The sequence below is a fragment of the Acidovorax sp. 93 genome (assembly GCF_003633835.1).
GTDB lineage: Bacteria > Pseudomonadota > Gammaproteobacteria > Burkholderiales > Burkholderiaceae_C > Acidovorax > Acidovorax facilis.
Genome location: NZ_RBIT01000001.1, coordinates 5,175,538 through 5,189,259, shown reverse-complemented (window position 1 = coordinate 5,189,259; position 13,722 = coordinate 5,175,538). Strand labels below are relative to the sequence as shown.

At 64.3% G+C, this 13,722-nt stretch carries 14 protein-coding genes; 3 read left to right on the top strand and 11 right to left on the bottom strand.

All coding sequences use genetic code 11. The features are described from left to right. The first annotated feature begins 176 nt into the window (after positions 1-176). Entirely contained in the window at positions 177-1,538 is a 1,362-nt protein-coding gene (locus tag C8C93_RS23795; RefSeq protein ID WP_121421223.1) for a M23 family metallopeptidase, read from the top strand. Between the two features lie 198 nt (positions 1,539-1,736). Beyond that, a complete protein-coding gene (locus tag C8C93_RS23790; RefSeq protein WP_255424297.1) occupies positions 1,737-2,852 on the top strand; it encodes an anhydro-N-acetylmuramic acid kinase in 1,116 nt (371 codons plus the stop codon). 88 nt (positions 2,853-2,940) lie between these two features. Here the strand turns inward: C8C93_RS23790 and erpA are convergent, their stop codons facing one another. The 6 genes from erpA to C8C93_RS23760 form a co-directional block, all read right to left on the bottom strand. Then, complete coding sequence (erpA, locus tag C8C93_RS23785; RefSeq protein WP_008907234.1) at positions 2,941-3,306, bottom strand: iron-sulfur cluster insertion protein ErpA; 366 nt, start codon at positions 3,304-3,306, stop codon at positions 2,941-2,943. A gap of 60 nt (positions 3,307-3,366) precedes the next feature. After that, on the bottom strand, positions 3,367-3,765 hold the full coding sequence (locus C8C93_RS23780; protein WP_055394679.1) for a polymer-forming cytoskeletal protein: 399 nt from the start codon (positions 3,763-3,765) through the stop codon (positions 3,367-3,369). 205 nt (positions 3,766-3,970) lie between these two features. Beyond that, positions 3,971-4,681, bottom strand: a complete 711-nt coding sequence (locus C8C93_RS23775; protein WP_121508505.1) for a DUF6776 family protein — start codon at positions 4,679-4,681, stop codon at positions 3,971-3,973. A gap of 164 nt (positions 4,682-4,845) precedes the next feature. After that, a complete protein-coding gene (gene rpsI / locus C8C93_RS23770; RefSeq protein ID WP_005798582.1) occupies positions 4,846-5,238 on the bottom strand; it encodes a 30S ribosomal protein S9 in 393 nt (130 codons plus the stop codon). A gap of 11 nt (positions 5,239-5,249) precedes the next feature. After that, positions 5,250-5,681: a 50S ribosomal protein L13 gene (rplM, locus tag C8C93_RS23765; RefSeq protein WP_008907237.1), complete on the bottom strand. Its 432-nt coding sequence runs from the start codon at positions 5,679-5,681 to the stop codon at positions 5,250-5,252. A 194-nt stretch (positions 5,682-5,875) separates the two neighbouring features. Beyond that, positions 5,876-7,825: a serine/threonine-protein kinase gene (locus C8C93_RS23760; RefSeq protein WP_121508504.1), complete on the bottom strand. Its 1,950-nt coding sequence runs from the start codon at positions 7,823-7,825 to the stop codon at positions 5,876-5,878. Between the two features lie 311 nt (positions 7,826-8,136). Here C8C93_RS23760 and C8C93_RS23755 point away from each other — a divergent pair, with 311 nt between their 5' ends. Beyond that, the gene (locus C8C93_RS23755; RefSeq protein WP_121508503.1) at positions 8,137-9,024 is read left to right on the top strand and encodes a 23S rRNA (adenine(2030)-N(6))-methyltransferase RlmJ; all 888 of its coding nucleotides are present in this window, start codon (positions 8,137-8,139) and stop codon (positions 9,022-9,024) included. A gap of 48 nt (positions 9,025-9,072) precedes the next feature. Here C8C93_RS23755 and C8C93_RS23750 read toward each other — a convergent pair whose 3' ends face one another. From C8C93_RS23750 to ahcY, 5 genes are all read right to left on the bottom strand, one after another. Further along, the gene (locus tag C8C93_RS23750; protein ID WP_233559552.1) at positions 9,073-9,648 is read right to left on the bottom strand and encodes a septal ring lytic transglycosylase RlpA family protein; all 576 of its coding nucleotides are present in this window, start codon (positions 9,646-9,648) and stop codon (positions 9,073-9,075) included. Further along, positions 9,614-10,177, bottom strand: a complete 564-nt coding sequence (locus C8C93_RS23745) for a hypothetical protein (protein WP_121508960.1) — start codon at positions 10,175-10,177, stop codon at positions 9,614-9,616. The genes C8C93_RS23750 and C8C93_RS23745 overlap by 35 nt, the downstream gene beginning before the upstream one ends. Positions 10,178-10,287: 110 nt before the next feature. Next, the gene (gene metF / locus C8C93_RS23740; RefSeq protein ID WP_121508501.1) at positions 10,288-11,139 is read right to left on the bottom strand and encodes a methylenetetrahydrofolate reductase [NAD(P)H]; all 852 of its coding nucleotides are present in this window, start codon (positions 11,137-11,139) and stop codon (positions 10,288-10,290) included. Next, a complete protein-coding gene (locus C8C93_RS23735) occupies positions 11,136-12,134 on the bottom strand; it encodes a TlyA family RNA methyltransferase (protein WP_121508959.1) in 999 nt (332 codons plus the stop codon). Before C8C93_RS23735 ends, metF begins: the two co-directional genes overlap by 4 nt. 148 nt (positions 12,135-12,282) lie before the next feature. Continuing rightward, a complete protein-coding gene (gene ahcY, locus C8C93_RS23730) occupies positions 12,283-13,716 on the bottom strand; it encodes an adenosylhomocysteinase (RefSeq protein ID WP_121422878.1) in 1,434 nt (477 codons plus the stop codon). Positions 13,717-13,722: the final 6 nt, after the last annotated feature.

Below are 13,722 nucleotides of genomic sequence, written 5' to 3'. Positions count from 1 at the left end.
GCACCGCTATACTTCAGCCCACATTGCTTGAGGCGGATTCTAGTGGGACCGCTGTTTCGACCTGTTTTTGACCATTCTGTCGAACGACTGCAGCCTGACAGTCTGTGCTCCATGCCTTGCCCCGCGCCAGCACCGGGGAAGTGTCACGGATTCACTCTCACCCTGGGGATAGACCATTGATTCACGGCTTGACCACCGCCAGCTCGGCTTTGCTTGACCGGCTGTCCCGCACGATCCAACAACATCCCAAACGCATCACCGCCGCCGTCGCAGCCATCCTGCTGACGGGTGGTGGCGGCGCATTCGCTGTGGCGTCCTTTGCGCCGGACCCGGCCGAGCTGCCGGTGCGCATGGTGAGCTACCCCGTTGAATCGCTGGCAGAAAACCTCGTGCTGGGCGAGCTGGAAGCCCCGGGCTTTTCGCTGTTCCGCTCCGAACAGGTGCGCTCCAGCGACACCCCCGAGTCGCTGCTGCAGCGCATGGGCGTGGCCGACCCGGCCGCCGCTGCATTCATGCGTGGTGACACTCCTGTGCGACAAAATGTGCTGGGCCGCACCGGCCGCATCGTTTCGGCAGAGACCACCGACGACCACCGCCTGATTCGCCTGACGGTGCGCTGGGTGCCGGACGACAGTGGCAACTTCCGCCGCCTGATCGTCGAGCGCACGGGCGACAACAAGTTTGCGACGCGCATCGAAACCGCCAAGATGACGACCAACAGTCGGCTGGCGGGCGGCATCATCCACAGCTCGCTGTTTGCCGCCACCGATGCGTCCAACATCCCAGACGCCGTGGCCGTACAGATGGCCGAGCTGTTCTCGGGCAACATCGACTTTCGCCGCTCCCTGCGCAAGGGCGACCGCTTCTCGGTGGTGTACGAAACGCTGGAAGCCGATGGCGAGCCCCTGTCCAGTGGCCGCGTTCTGAGCGCCGAGTTCGTGAATAACGGCAAGACCCATGAGGCCGTCTGGTTCCAGGAACCCGGTGCCGCCAAGGGCGCCTACTACACGCTGGACGGCGAAAGCATGCGCCGCGCGTACCTCACATCCCCGGTGGAGTTCTCGCGCGTGACCAGCGGCTTCAAGATGCGCCTGCACCCCATCCTGAAGACTTGGCGCGCCCACCTGGGCACCGACTTCGCCGCGCCCACCGGCACCGCAGTGCGCACCGTGGGCGATGGCGTGGTGGAGTTTGCAGGCGTGCAGAACGGTTTTGGCAATGTGGTCTTCGTCAAGCACCGCAACCAGCACGTCACCGTGTATGCCCACCTGAGCCGCATCGACGTGCGCCAGGGACAGTCGGTCGAACAAGGCCAGACCCTGGGCGCCGTGGGCGCCACAGGCTGGGCCACCGGCCCGCACCTGCACTTTGAGTTCCGCGTCAACGGCGTACACCAGGATCCGCAGACCATCGTGGCCCAGAGCGAGGCCGCAGCGCCAGTCTCAGCGGCTTCGCGCCCTGCGTTTGACCGCCTGGCTGCCAACATGCGCATCCAGCTGTCGGCCGCTGCACGGATCGAACAAGCCAGCGCAGAGTGAAGTGAAGCCCCCCCTGAGTCGCTTCGCGCCTTCCCCCCACGGGGGGACGCCGCCAGCGCACGCAAGCGAAGCGCCGCATACGCGGCGCGGCGGCCCTTGCGCGGCAGCCACAGGCCTCGGCCGCGCCGCTTGCCTGGGCTTTGAGGCCCCTGGACCTGAGGCTCTTCCGTCCACGCCTTCACAGTCCACACGGCTCCTGTGAGCGCATCCGAGCTGTACATCGGCCTGATGTCGGGCACCTCGCTCGATGGCATCGACGGGGTGCTGGCCGATTTTTCCGGCTCGCACTGCGTGGTCACCCACCATGCCAGCGTGCCCTTCGCGCCCGAACTGCGGGCCGAACTGATGGCCCTCAACACCTCGGGCATTGACGAACTGCACCGCGCCGCGCTGGCGGGCAACGCCTTGTCACAGGCGTATGCGCAGGTGGTGCAGACGCTGCTCGAACAGAGCGGCCTGGCTGGCTCTTCCATCCGCGCCATCGGCGCCCACGGGCAGACGGTGCGCCACCGCCCCCAGGAATTTGATGGCACGGGCTATACCCTGCAGCTGGGCAACCCAGCCCTGCTGGCGGAGCGCACCGGCATCACCGTGGTGGCCGATTTCCGCAGCCGTGACGTGGCGGCAGGTGGACAGGGTGCACCCCTGGTGCCAGCGTTTCACCAGGGGGTTTTTGGCCGCGCGGGTGAAACCGTGCTGGTGCTCAACATCGGCGGCATCTCCAACCTCAGCGTGCTGGGCGCCGACGGCAGTGTGCTGGGCTTTGACTGCGGCCCCGGCAACGCGCTGATGGACTACTGGTGCCAACGGCACACCGGCCAGGCTTTCGACGCAGGAGGCGCGTGGGCCGCCAGCGGAAAGGTGCTGCCGGAGTTGCTGGCATCGTTGCTGGACGAACCGTTTTTGCACAAGCCCCCCCCCAAGAGCACGGGGCGCGATCTGTTCAACCCCGCATGGCTCGCCCACCACCTGGCGCCGTTCGCACAGGCAAACCCTGCCGACGTACAGGCGACCCTGACCGAATACACCGCCCGCGCATGTGCAATAAGCGCAAACAGCTACAAAAAAAATAGCAAAACGATGGCAGTGTGCGGCGGTGGCGCACTCAATGCCTACTTGATGGCACGGCTGCAGGCAGCCTGCCCTGGCGTGCAGGTCACCGCCACCGATACCCTGGGCCTGCCCGCATTGCAGGTGGAGGCGGCGGCCTTTGCCTGGCTGGCACGGCAGGCGCTGCACGGACGGCCCGGCAACCTGGCCAGTGTGACCGGCGCTGCGGGAGCCCGTGTGCTGGGCGCTGTTTACCCGGCCTGAAAAAACAAAAGCCGCCCATGCGGGCGGCTACGTGGTAAGAGGTCAGGTACAGAGGGGTGTGTACCACCTGACCCCTACCCTCTCCGTGTCAGGCAGAGAAGCTGGAGCCACAGCCGCAGGTGGTCGTGGCATTGGGGTTCTTGATAACGAACTGAGCCCCTTGCAGGTCTTCCTTGTAGTCGATCTCGGCGCCGACGAGGTATTGGTAGCTCATGGCATCGATCAACAGCGACACACCGTTCTTCGTCATGGTGGTGTCGTCTTCATTGGTGATTTCATCAAAGGTGAAGCCATACTGAAAACCCGAGCAACCGCCACCTTGCACAAAAACGCGCAGTTTCAGGTCAGGGTTGCCCTCTTCGGCAATCAGGTCCGCCACCTTGGCCGCCGCGCTGTCCGTAAACAGGATGGGGGCAGGCATTTCGGTCTGGATGTTTTCGGCAACAGCGCTCATGGGGTACTCCGGGTTCAAAGTTTGCGGTGAATAGTACTGCAGTCTTCTCGGGAATTCAGTTCACTGCCCGTTTGACGCTAACTTCAGTGGGGGCTTTTCCTCCACCAGCACAGCCACCGGGCACATCTGCCCGGCAATCACGGCGCCCTGGTGCATCTCCAGCGCCTTGTAGTGCACATTGCCGGTGATCTTGGCCTTGGGCTGCAGCTCCAGCAGTTCGGCAGCGTGCACAGGCCCCACCACCTGGCCATTGACGATCACATGGTCGGCATGCACCGCCCCCTCCACGCGCGCCGTCTCGGAAATCACCAGGATGCTGGGCTGCTCCGAACCCGCACGGATGTCCCCCACCACCTCGCCATCAATGCGCATGCCTTCGGCAAAGTGCACATCTCCCTCGATCCGGGTGCCCTGGGCAATCAGGCTTTTGATCGGCGGCTGCTTCTTGCGGGAAAACATGGGTGAAAACTCCTCAATGCGCATGCTCCACCCCGGAGCATACAAACGGAAAACGACGGGCCAGAAAGCCCACGGAAACGGCTACGGCGCGAAGCCCCGCACACATCACCCCTGCCTGCTACAACGACCGGCGCAGGGCTGTATGGGGCCTTGCAGCAGGCTGGATGAGGTTCCCCGGAGGGGCCTTCCCAACCCTGCCGCCGGACTAGTCGATGGTCATCGCCTGCACGGCGCGAACCGCAGTGCCCTCCAGCACGCGCGCGGTCACGGTTTTTACCACGGCGCTGGGGGGCAGATCGAGCACACCCTCAATGCGCCGGTACTGCTTGACCTGCAGCGGCTGCCCTTGGGCCGGCTGGGTCTGGGTCCAGGGCTTGCCATCCTGGGTGCCCGTCAGAACCAGTTCCAGCCGGCCATTGAATTCGGGAGCATTGCGCGTCGACTGGATCACCAGGACCTGCCAGCGCAGCTGCATTCCCCCCAGCACCTCGGCCTGCAGACTACGGATCGCCAGCCCTTCGGCCTTTGCGGCGGGAATCAGCTTTTCAAAGAACCCCAGGTCTTCGCGCAGCGTGCGGTTGTCGGTCTCCAACTGCCGAACCTGCGCCATCAGGCTTTCCTTGGCAGCCCGCTCGGCCACCAGAAGACTCTCGGCCGTATGGGCTACCGTCTGTTGCTCTTGCCCCTCAGCCCGCAGGCGATCCACTTCCGCCCGCAATTGCAGGAGTTCGTCACGGGAGACGGTATCCAGCCCTGCGATGGACTTTCCAAACTCAAAGGCCCAGAGGGCTACTGCCGCACAGAAACCAAAAACCACGGCCAGGGCCAGCCAGCGAAGGGGCCAGGGCAAGGCACTGCGGATGGCCACCCTTGGGGCGCTGATCGTCAGTCGGCGGCGCAGAAGGCGAAGGCGCATGGTGAGAAGGGGTGAAACATCAGGATGGCTCGGAGAAAAGAGCGCACCTTAAACGAAAAAACCGCCCGAAGGCGGTTTTTTGTTCTGTAAAGCAGTCCGAGGAAAGCTTCGCAGGGAGAATGATGCCAGCCCGAAAGCCGCCATCCCTCCAGAGCCCAACCAGCTTAACGCTTGGAGAACTGCTTGGCGCGGCGTGCGGAATGCAGACCGACCTTCTTACGCTCGACTTCACGGGCATCACGCGTCACGAAGCCAGCTTGGCTCAGGACGGGCTTGAGGGATGCGTCGTAGTCGATCAAAGCACGGGTGATACCGTGGCGGGCAGCACCGGCCTGGCCGGATTCACCACCACCGTGCACGTTGATCTGGATGTCGAAGGTTTCGACATGGTTGGTCAACGCCAGGGGTTGCTTGGCAATCATGATCGAGGTTTCGCGGCCGAAGTAGGACTGGATGTCCTTGCCGTTCACCGTGATCTTGCCGGAGCCTTTTTTCAGAAACACGCGGGCGACGCTGGACTTGCGACGGCCGGTGCCATTGTTCCATTCACCAATCATCTCAAGGCTCCTTAGATTTCCAGCACTTTGGGCTGCTGGGCGGTGTGGGGATGCTCAGCACCACCGTACACCTTGAGTTTCTTGATCATCGCGTAGCCAAGGGGGCCCTTGGGCAGCATGCCCTTGACAGCCTTTTCCAGCGCGCGGCCGGGGTGCTTGGCTTGCATGTCGCGGAAGTTCGTGGCCGTGATACCGCCGGGGTAACCCGAGTGGCGGTAGTACACCTTGTCCAGGGACTTGGTGCCGGTGACCTTGAGCTGGGCGGCGTTGATGATGACGATGAAGTCACCGGTATCGACGTGAGGCGTGTAAATGGCCTTGTGTTTGCCGCGCAAACGGAGAGCAACTTCGCTGGCTACTCGTCCGAGGACCTTGTCGGTCGCGTCAATCACAAACCACTCGTGCACAACCTCAGCGGGCTTTGCGCTGAAAGTAGTAGTCATGAGTTTTCTCTTCAAAAGAGGGTTTGGCGGGTCCTTTTCCACGGTCGGTGCTTCTCTGAAGGAAGCCTCTTAGGTGGCGTAAAGTCTTCGCCGCGGGACCACAAAAGCGCTGCGAAGCCCGCGATTATACGAATTTGCAGGCCTGTGGCGCAAGCCCGTAGCCGGAAAGCAGCCCACGGCCCCCTCGCCCACGGCTAATTGGGGGTCTGCCGGCGGCGCTGCTCGTCGGCCTCGTAGCGGCGGCGGTTCTCCACGCAGATGGGCTGGTTGGCCTGGGATGGCTTCTGGCATTCCTGGTGGATGCACATGGGGCGTGCGAGGAAATTGGCATCTGCACAGGCCTCTTGCGGGCTGGGCACACGCGGTGGTGGCGGGCGAGGCTTGGGCTCGGCCACCACAGGGGGCGGTGGCGGGGGCGGCTCCTCATGCACCACGATCGGGGTCGGAGCCGGCTCAGGGGCGGCCCGTCGCGCACGAGTGGGGGCGCGCGGAGCAGAAGCAGGGACCAGTGCTGGCGCAGGCATGGATGCAGCAGCCACCGTATCGCTCGCAGCGCCGTCCACAGCAGCAGAGGCCGCTGCGGCCGGGTCCTGCAGCGCCGTCTCCATCACTGCAGGCGGCGGCGCTTGGGGCGGCTCTGCCATCTCGGTGATGATGTCGTCCTGCGGCGCCTTGCTGCTCTGGGCCCAGCGCAGGCCGGCGGCAGAAACCACCACGGCCACCACAGCCACCCCGAGCCACACCAGAACCGGCGAGCGCCGTGTGGTTTTCACCGCCTTGCCGTGGGGGCGGGCGATCTCCCGCTCCAATGGCTGTGGCCGATGGTCGGACGCATGGCGGGTGGTGTTCCCCGGCTTGTGGCCGCCCGCGGGATCGTCGTAGCGGGAGTCATCAACCACCACCGTGTCTCCTGCGTCGATGAAAACCGTATCACCCGCATCGGCAGCCACAGTGTCCGGGCCGCCCAGCATCACGGTGTCTCCGCCAACATTCGCTTCGCCCGCGGGAGTGGCACGCCCTCCGGCATCGTGGGCCACTCCGTTCCCGGTGGCGCGTTGCGCCTGGGCGTGCATCTCTGCCACGATGCTGGGTGCTGAGGTCACATCCACCGTAGGCGTTACCAAGCCCGGGCCCGGCTGATCGGCAGGCTCCACCCAGATATCCCCCAGGTCGTTCCGGAAGTCGAAGTGCTCGCTCCCCTCCGGCGCGGACGTCATCTCCATGAGTTGCAGGAACGCGTCGATGCTCTGCGGCCGGTCCTCCGGCTTGAGCGCCAGCGACTGCGCGATCGCCGCCACGAAAGGCGCGGAATACTCCACGCCAAACTGGCGCTTGACGGTTCTGGCCACGCGGGAGAACGACACCATGCGATCGCGGATGGAGCGCAACGTGGCAGGCAGCGGCGTGTCGTTGCACAAGCAGCCATGCACCACCGCAGCCAGGGAATACAGGTCGCTCCACGGGCCCTGGCGCAGATCCTCGTCGCCATCGGAATATTGCTCTATGGGCGCGTAGTTGACCTTAAGGACAGCGGTGTGTTTGCGGTCCTGGTCGTTGATCGCGTGCCGGGCAGCGCCCAGGTCGAGCAGCACCGGGGGGCCGATGTCCTGCAGAAAAATGTTGTCGGGCGAAATATCCCGATGCAGGGTCTTACCGTCATGCAGCACCCGCAGGGCACCCAGCACCGACCACAGCACCTTGCGCAGCCAGATCTCGGGCGGCGGGGTGCGCATCTGGGCACGGGCCTGCTTGAAGGTCATACCGCTGTAGAGGGGCATGACCATGTAGGCGGTGTTGTTCGCCTCCCAGAAGCGGAACACCTTGACCAGCGAAGGGTGGTCAAACTGCGCCAGCAGGCGCGCCTCACCCACAAAAGAGGCCAGCCCGGCCTGGAACGTTTGCTGGTCCGACGAGGATCTCACCCAGAGCGACTGGCCCTGCGCACGCCCCGCCAGCGCCGAAGGCATGTATTCCTTGATCGCCACGGCCCGGTGCAGGGAGTGGTCAAAGGCTTTGTAGACCATGCCAAACCCGCCAACCCCCAGGAGCGCAAGGATCTCGAACTCAGCGAGGCGGGTGCCTGGCGGCAGCGCATCCACATGGCTGACACCGCTGGCTGGGGCTTGGCTGGAACTTGCGATCATGGTGGAAAGGGTGTGGCGTGCGGGCTTGTTTCGACAGAGATTGTGGGTGAACGGGTGCCAACACCGCTCCAAACGCAATCATGAAGCATGCCAGCACGTGCTACAGAAACAAAAGGCTTCCCGTCTGCCAAAAAAGTTACACACCCTGGTCAGAGATACGCCGATTGTGCCGCGCCATGGTTCCTGGCCGCCCTCAGCCCATGACAAATTCGCATGGAACCATGAACCGGCGTCTGGTGCCCGCCACCCAGTGCAGCCACCCCTCGACCCGGCCCAGTGAGGCGACAGGGCGCACTCGTTACCATAGAGCCATGTTCAGTTATCGCCACGCCTTCCACGCAGGCAACCATGCCGATGTGCTCAAGCACACGGTCTTGATCGCCGCCTTGCAACACCTTACCGAGAAAGACGCGGCCCTCACCGTGCTGGACACGCATGCGGGCGCGGGCCTCTACCGGCTCGATGGCGACTACGCCAGCACCAGCGGCGAAGCTGCAGACGGCATCGTCCGCCTGTTTGCCCCCACGGCCCCAACCCTCACACCGGCCCTGCAGGCCTATGTGGACATGGTCCGTGCCTTCAACCAGGGCAACACGCTGCGGGTTTACCCAGGCTCCCCGTTCATCACCCAGCGCCTGTTGCGCGACCACGACAAACTCAAGCTCTTTGAGCTGCATCCCACCGACCTGCGCGCTCTGGCGGGCAACGTGGCCCAGCTCGAAGCAGGCCGCCAGGTGGCCGTGCTGCACGAAGACGGGTTCGAAGGGATCAAGAAATTCCTGCCTCCACCGGCCCGCCGCGCTTTGGTACTGTGCGATCCCAGCTATGAAATCAAGAGCGACTATGCCAAGGTGCTCGATATGGCGGCGGATTCGCTCAAGCGCTTTGCCACCGGCACGTACGCCTTTTGGTACCCCATCATCCCGCGCCCCGAGGCGCACGACCTGCCTCGCCGTCTCAAGACCCTGGCCACCAAGGCAGGCAAAAGCTGGCTGCATGCCACGCTGACCGTCAAGAACAGCAAGCTCACCGAAAACGCTGCTGGCGACGTCAAGCGCCCAGGCTTGCCAGCCAGTGGCATGTTTCTGATCAACCCGCCCTTCACCCTGAAGGCCGCGCTCAAAACCGCACTGCCACAAATGGTGGAATTGCTGGCCCAGGACAAACACGCCACGCACACCCTGGAATCAGGCGGCTGATGCGTCCAAGTGGCGGGTCGTTCTTACGGCCCATCCGCCCCCACGTCCTCACTCTTCAGGGCAGGTCGATTCTCCATTGGCCACAGGAAACACCTCCACCGGCTTGAGCCCCAGACCGTGCAGCCCCAGGGCAATGGCTGCAGCGCGGCTCAAGTCCACGATCCGGCCCCGCGCATGGGGCCCACGGTCATTCACGCGCACCACAACCCCTCGGCCCGTGATCTGGCTGCGCACACAGATGAATGTGCCAAATGCCAGGGTGGGGTGCGCAGCGGTCATTGCGTGCATGTCAAACCGCTCACCACTGGCTGTCTTGCGCCGGTGAAACCCAGGCCCGTACCAGGACGCGAGTCCGGTCTCTGGCGCCACCTCGTACCGGCCAGACTCCCCCGAAGGCGCAGCCCATGGAGCGTCAATGGGCTCACCAAGAGGTTGCACCTCCTCATCCAGCAGCCCCGCCTCGGCCAACGCGGCATCCACGGCATTCGGGGTGGAGGGCTCTGCCGTGTTACCGGCCCCCTCTGCCTGCGCAGCAGGCAACCACGCACAGTAGGCCGCAACCAGCAGGGGCAGCAGCCGCAGCTGGGCGCTAGCGCTTGCAGCGCTCCAAAAATGCTTCCTCAAACCGTCGCAGATCGTTTTTCTCTCCATCCGTCAAATCCGTTCTGGCGCGTTTGTTGGTAAGAATGCGGCGAGACTCGGCGCATTGCTGGGCGTGCCGCTCCTGCTGCTCCCTGGAAGCCTGTGCTGCGACCTGGGCAGACTTTTCGTCTTCCCGGCGCTGCTTGTCGCGGTGGCGGCGCTCCGCCGAAAGCCGTGAGTACGCATCCTGCTCCTCCTCCCGGCAATCGCGCCGGTATTCGCGCCGCATTCCTTCCACCACATCGGCCTTGATGCCCCGGCCATACGCTCCCCGGATGTTTTCATCCAGGGCCCGGCAGCGCGCGCTCAGATACTGATGGTGGTCCGGGGTTTCGGGCGATGACCGCACCGGCGAATAGCTGTCATAACGTGGCGATGAATATTGCGCCGGGGCAGGCCCCGCCACAGCGGCTGTGGTGCGGGCACCCTCAGGACACGGCCGCGACAGGACAAAAGTGTTCCCATTTCCGTCCCGGCAGTGGTAGCGGGTCTGCGCCTGAACGCCCGACATGCCCAACACCCACACACACAGCGCACACCATACCGCCACCCCAGCTCGTTCCATGACCACCATCCCCCTGCAAATGTTGCAAAGTGCTAATGGTAGCCAAGCCGTGGTCGTCAGATCCCCAGGCGGCGGCAGATTTCCAGAGTGGCCGCACTCTGGTTCATGGTGTAGAAATGCAGTGCGGGCACGCCCGCGCTGCGCAGCTGGTCACACAGATCGGTCACCACATCCAGCCCAAAGGCCTTGATGCTGGCTGTGTCGTCGCCAAACGCCTGCAGGCGCAGCCGGATCCAGCGGGGAATCTCGGCACCGCAGGCGTCCGAGAAACGCATCAGCTGCGTGGAGCTTCCGATGGGCATGATGCCCGGCACCACAGGCACGTTGGCGCCCAGGCGCTGTGAGTCTTCCACAAAGCGGAAATACGCATCGCTGTTGTAGAAATACTGGGTGATGGCCGAGTCCGCACCCGCCTGCACCTTGGCGATGTAGGCGTTCAGGTCTGCCTCGGGCGACTTGGCCTGGGGATGCACCTCGGGGTAGGCGGCCACTTCGATGTGGAAATCCCGGCCCGTCTCCGCGCGGATGAAGGCCACCAGGTCACTGGCGTACTGAAACTCCCCGCCCGCGCCGTAGCCGCTGGGCAAATCGCCACGCAGCGCCACTAGGCGCTTGACGCCCATGGCCTTGAGCGTGGCGAGCTGCTCGCGCACGGAATGGCGTGTGGCACCAATGCACGAGAAGTGCGAGGCGGCGCTCACACCTTCGGCCAGGATTTCACGCACCGTGCCAAAAGTGCCCTCCTGCGTGGAGCCACCGGCGCCGTAGGTCACCGAGCAGAAATCCGGGTGCAGCGCATACAGCTGCTGGCGCGCGGCCCGCAGCTTGTCCGCACCTTCGGGCGTCTTGGGCGGAAAAAATTCGAAACTCACCGGGAAACCGGTGCCCTGGGCATTGGCAGCAATCATGGTGCCCTCCTCGCATAAACAAAAAATTCATGGTTGCCGTCGCCACCCTGGATGGTGCTGTCGAGCCAGGCCTGCACGGCCAGACCCAGTTCGGCGCAGCAGTCGCGGATGCGTTTTTCCACCACGGCATACAGGGCGGCATCCCGCACCACACCGCCCTTGCCCACCTGGCCGGGCTGCAGTTCAAACTGCGGCTTGACCAGCATGAGCAGGTGGCCGTCAGGGCGCAGGAATGCGGCGATGGCGGGCAGCACCAGGGTCAGCGAGATGAAGGACAGGTCCCCCGTCACCAGGTCGAACGCCGGTGTCGTGTCCACCCCCGCACATTCGGCGCGGCGTCGGCGCTGGACGGGCAGTGTGCCCTGCGCGCGGGCTTCGGCGCGCTGGGCGCGCTCGGACTTGAAGGCTTCGATGTCCTGGTCCTTGGCGTCGCCGCTATCGTCGTAGGCTTCGTCCACCAGGCCGCCGTTGCGCATCCAGCTGTAGGGCGCCTCGGGCTGGGTTTCGTTGTCTTCGTCGGCTTCGACGACTTCAGAGAGCGCCAGCTCGCAGGCTTCCTGCAGCGCCTGGGCGGTCAGCGAGCGCGCGTTCACGCCCTCCACGCAGACCACACGCAGATCGCTGCGCAGCCGCTCGTGCAGCTGGCCATGGCCCACATCCACACCGATGACCTGCGCCGCGCCCTGCTGCAGCAGGCAATCGGTAAAGCCGCCGGTGCTCTGCCCCACATCCAGGCAGCGCAGCCCGGCCACGGACAGCCCCGTGGCCAACAAGGCGCCTTCCAGCTTGAGGCCGCCGCGCGAGATGTACTTGGCCTCGGCATCGTCCAGCAGCTTCACCTCGGCCACGGACGGGATGTCATCGCCGTTCTTGGTCACCTTCTGCCAGGGCGCCAGGGGTGACAGACGCCACTCCACGCCCGCAGCAATCAGCCGCTGCGCTTGCGAGCGCGTGGCCGCATGGCCCGCTTCCACCAAAAATACATCTGCACGCATGGCGCTCATCCTTTAAGAGTCAAATCAGCCTCCAGCGCTTATCCATCAAGCGCAAGCAGCTATCATAATAGTAGCAGCCACGATGCAGTGATCCACCAGCGCACCGGCGGCATGCCGCCAAGGCGCGCAATGCGCCTGGGGCGCGGGATCAATAGCGGTAGGTATCCGGCTTGTACGGGCCTTGCTTGGGCACGCCAATGTAGGCGGCCTGCTCGTCGGTCAGCTCCGTCAGCATGGCGCCCACCTTCTTGAGGTGCAGACGGGCCACCTTTTCGTCCAGGTGCTTGGGCAACACGTAGACCTTGCCGTTTTCGTAGTAGTCGCTGTGGGTGAACAGCTCGATCTGGGCAATGGTCTGGTTGGCAAAGCTCGACGACATCACAAAGCTCGGGTGGCCCGTGCCGCAGCCCAGGTTCACCAGGCGGCCCTTGGCCAGCAGGATGATGCGCTTGCCGTCCGGGAAGATCACGTGGTCCACTTGGGGCTTGATCTCTTCCCACTCGTACTGCTCCAGCGACGCCACCTGGATCTCGTTGTCAAAGTGGCCGATGTTGCAGACGATGGCCTGGTCCTTCATGGCCAGCATGTGCTCGTGGCGGATCACGTCCTTGTTGCCGGTGGTGGTCACGAAGATATCGGCCTTGTCGGCAGCGTATTCCATCGTCACGACCTTGTAGCCTTCCATCGCAGCCTGCAGGGCGTTGATGGGGTCGATCTCGGTCACCCACACCTGGGCGCTCAGTGCACGCAGGGCCTGGGCGCTGCCCTTGCCCACGTCGCCATAGCCGGCCACCACGGCCACCTTGCCAGCGATCATCACGTCGGTGGCGCGCTTGATGCCGTCCACCAGCGATTCACGGCAACCGTACAGGTTGTCGAACTTGCTCTTGGTCACCGAGTCGTTCACGTTGATGGCGCGGAACATCAGCGAGCCCTTGGCCGACATTTCCTTCAAGCGGTGCACCCCGGTGGTGGTTTCTTCGGTCACGCCGATGATCTGGGCGCTCTTGCGGCTGTACCAGGTCGGGTCCTCAGCCAGCTTGGCCTTGATGGAGGCGAACAGGCAGGTTTCTTCTTCGCTGGTGGGGTTGGCGATCAGCGAGGCGTCCTTTTCGGCGCGCTTGCCCAGGTGCATCAGCAGAGTGGCATCGCCGCCGTCGTCCAGGATCAGGTTGGGGCCTTCGCCTTCGGTGCCGGCGGGGCCAAAGTCAAAAATGCGGTGGGTGTAGTCCCAGTACTCGGCCAGGGTCTCGCCCTTGATGGCAAACACGGGCGTACCGGCGGCAGCAATGGCGGCGGCGGCGTGGTCTTGCGTGGAGAAAATATTGCAAGAAGCCCAGCGCACCTCAGCGCCCAGGGCCTGCAGCGTCTCGATCAGCACGGCGGTCTGGATCGTCATGTGCAGCGAGCCCGTGATGCGGGCGCCCTTGAGCGACTGCTTGGGCGCGAACTCCTCGCGGATGGCCATGAGGCCGGGCATCTCGGTTTCGGCGATGCGGATTTCTTTGCGGCCCCATGCGGCCAGGCCGATATCGGCAATGATGCAGTCGGTGTTGACCGGGGCGTTGACGCGTGCGTTCATGATGGT

Coding starts and splice junctions, on each gene's coding strand:
- erpA (WP_008907234.1), bottom strand. CDS start 3,306: ATGAGCGCTGTTGCCGAAAACATCCAGACCGAAATGCCTGCCCCCATC.
- C8C93_RS23780 (WP_055394679.1), bottom strand. CDS start 3,765: ATGTTTTCCCGCAAGAAGCAGCCGCCGATCAAAAGCCTGATTGCCCAG.
- C8C93_RS23775 (WP_121508505.1), bottom strand. CDS start 4,681: ATGCGCCTTCGCCTTCTGCGCCGCCGACTGACGATCAGCGCCCCAAGG.
- rpsI (WP_005798582.1), bottom strand. CDS start 5,238: ATGATTGGTGAATGGAACAATGGCACCGGCCGTCGCAAGTCCAGCGTC.
- rplM (WP_008907237.1), bottom strand. CDS start 5,681: ATGACTACTACTTTCAGCGCAAAGCCCGCTGAGGTTGTGCACGAGTGG.
- C8C93_RS23760 (WP_121508504.1), bottom strand. CDS start 7,825: ATGATCGCAAGTTCCAGCCAAGCCCCAGCCAGCGGTGTCAGCCATGTG.
- C8C93_RS23755 (WP_121508503.1), top strand. CDS start 8,137: ATGTTCAGTTATCGCCACGCCTTCCACGCAGGCAACCATGCCGATGTG.
- C8C93_RS23745 (WP_121508960.1), bottom strand. CDS start 10,177: ATGTCGGGCGTTCAGGCGCAGACCCGCTACCACTGCCGGGACGGAAAT.
- metF (WP_121508501.1), bottom strand. CDS start 11,139: ATGATTGCTGCCAATGCCCAGGGCACCGGTTTCCCGGTGAGTTTCGAA.
- C8C93_RS23735 (WP_121508959.1), bottom strand. CDS start 12,134: ATGCGTGCAGATGTATTTTTGGTGGAAGCGGGCCATGCGGCCACGCGC.
- ahcY (WP_121422878.1), bottom strand. CDS start 13,716: ATGAACGCACGCGTCAACGCCCCGGTCAACACCGACTGCATCATTGCC.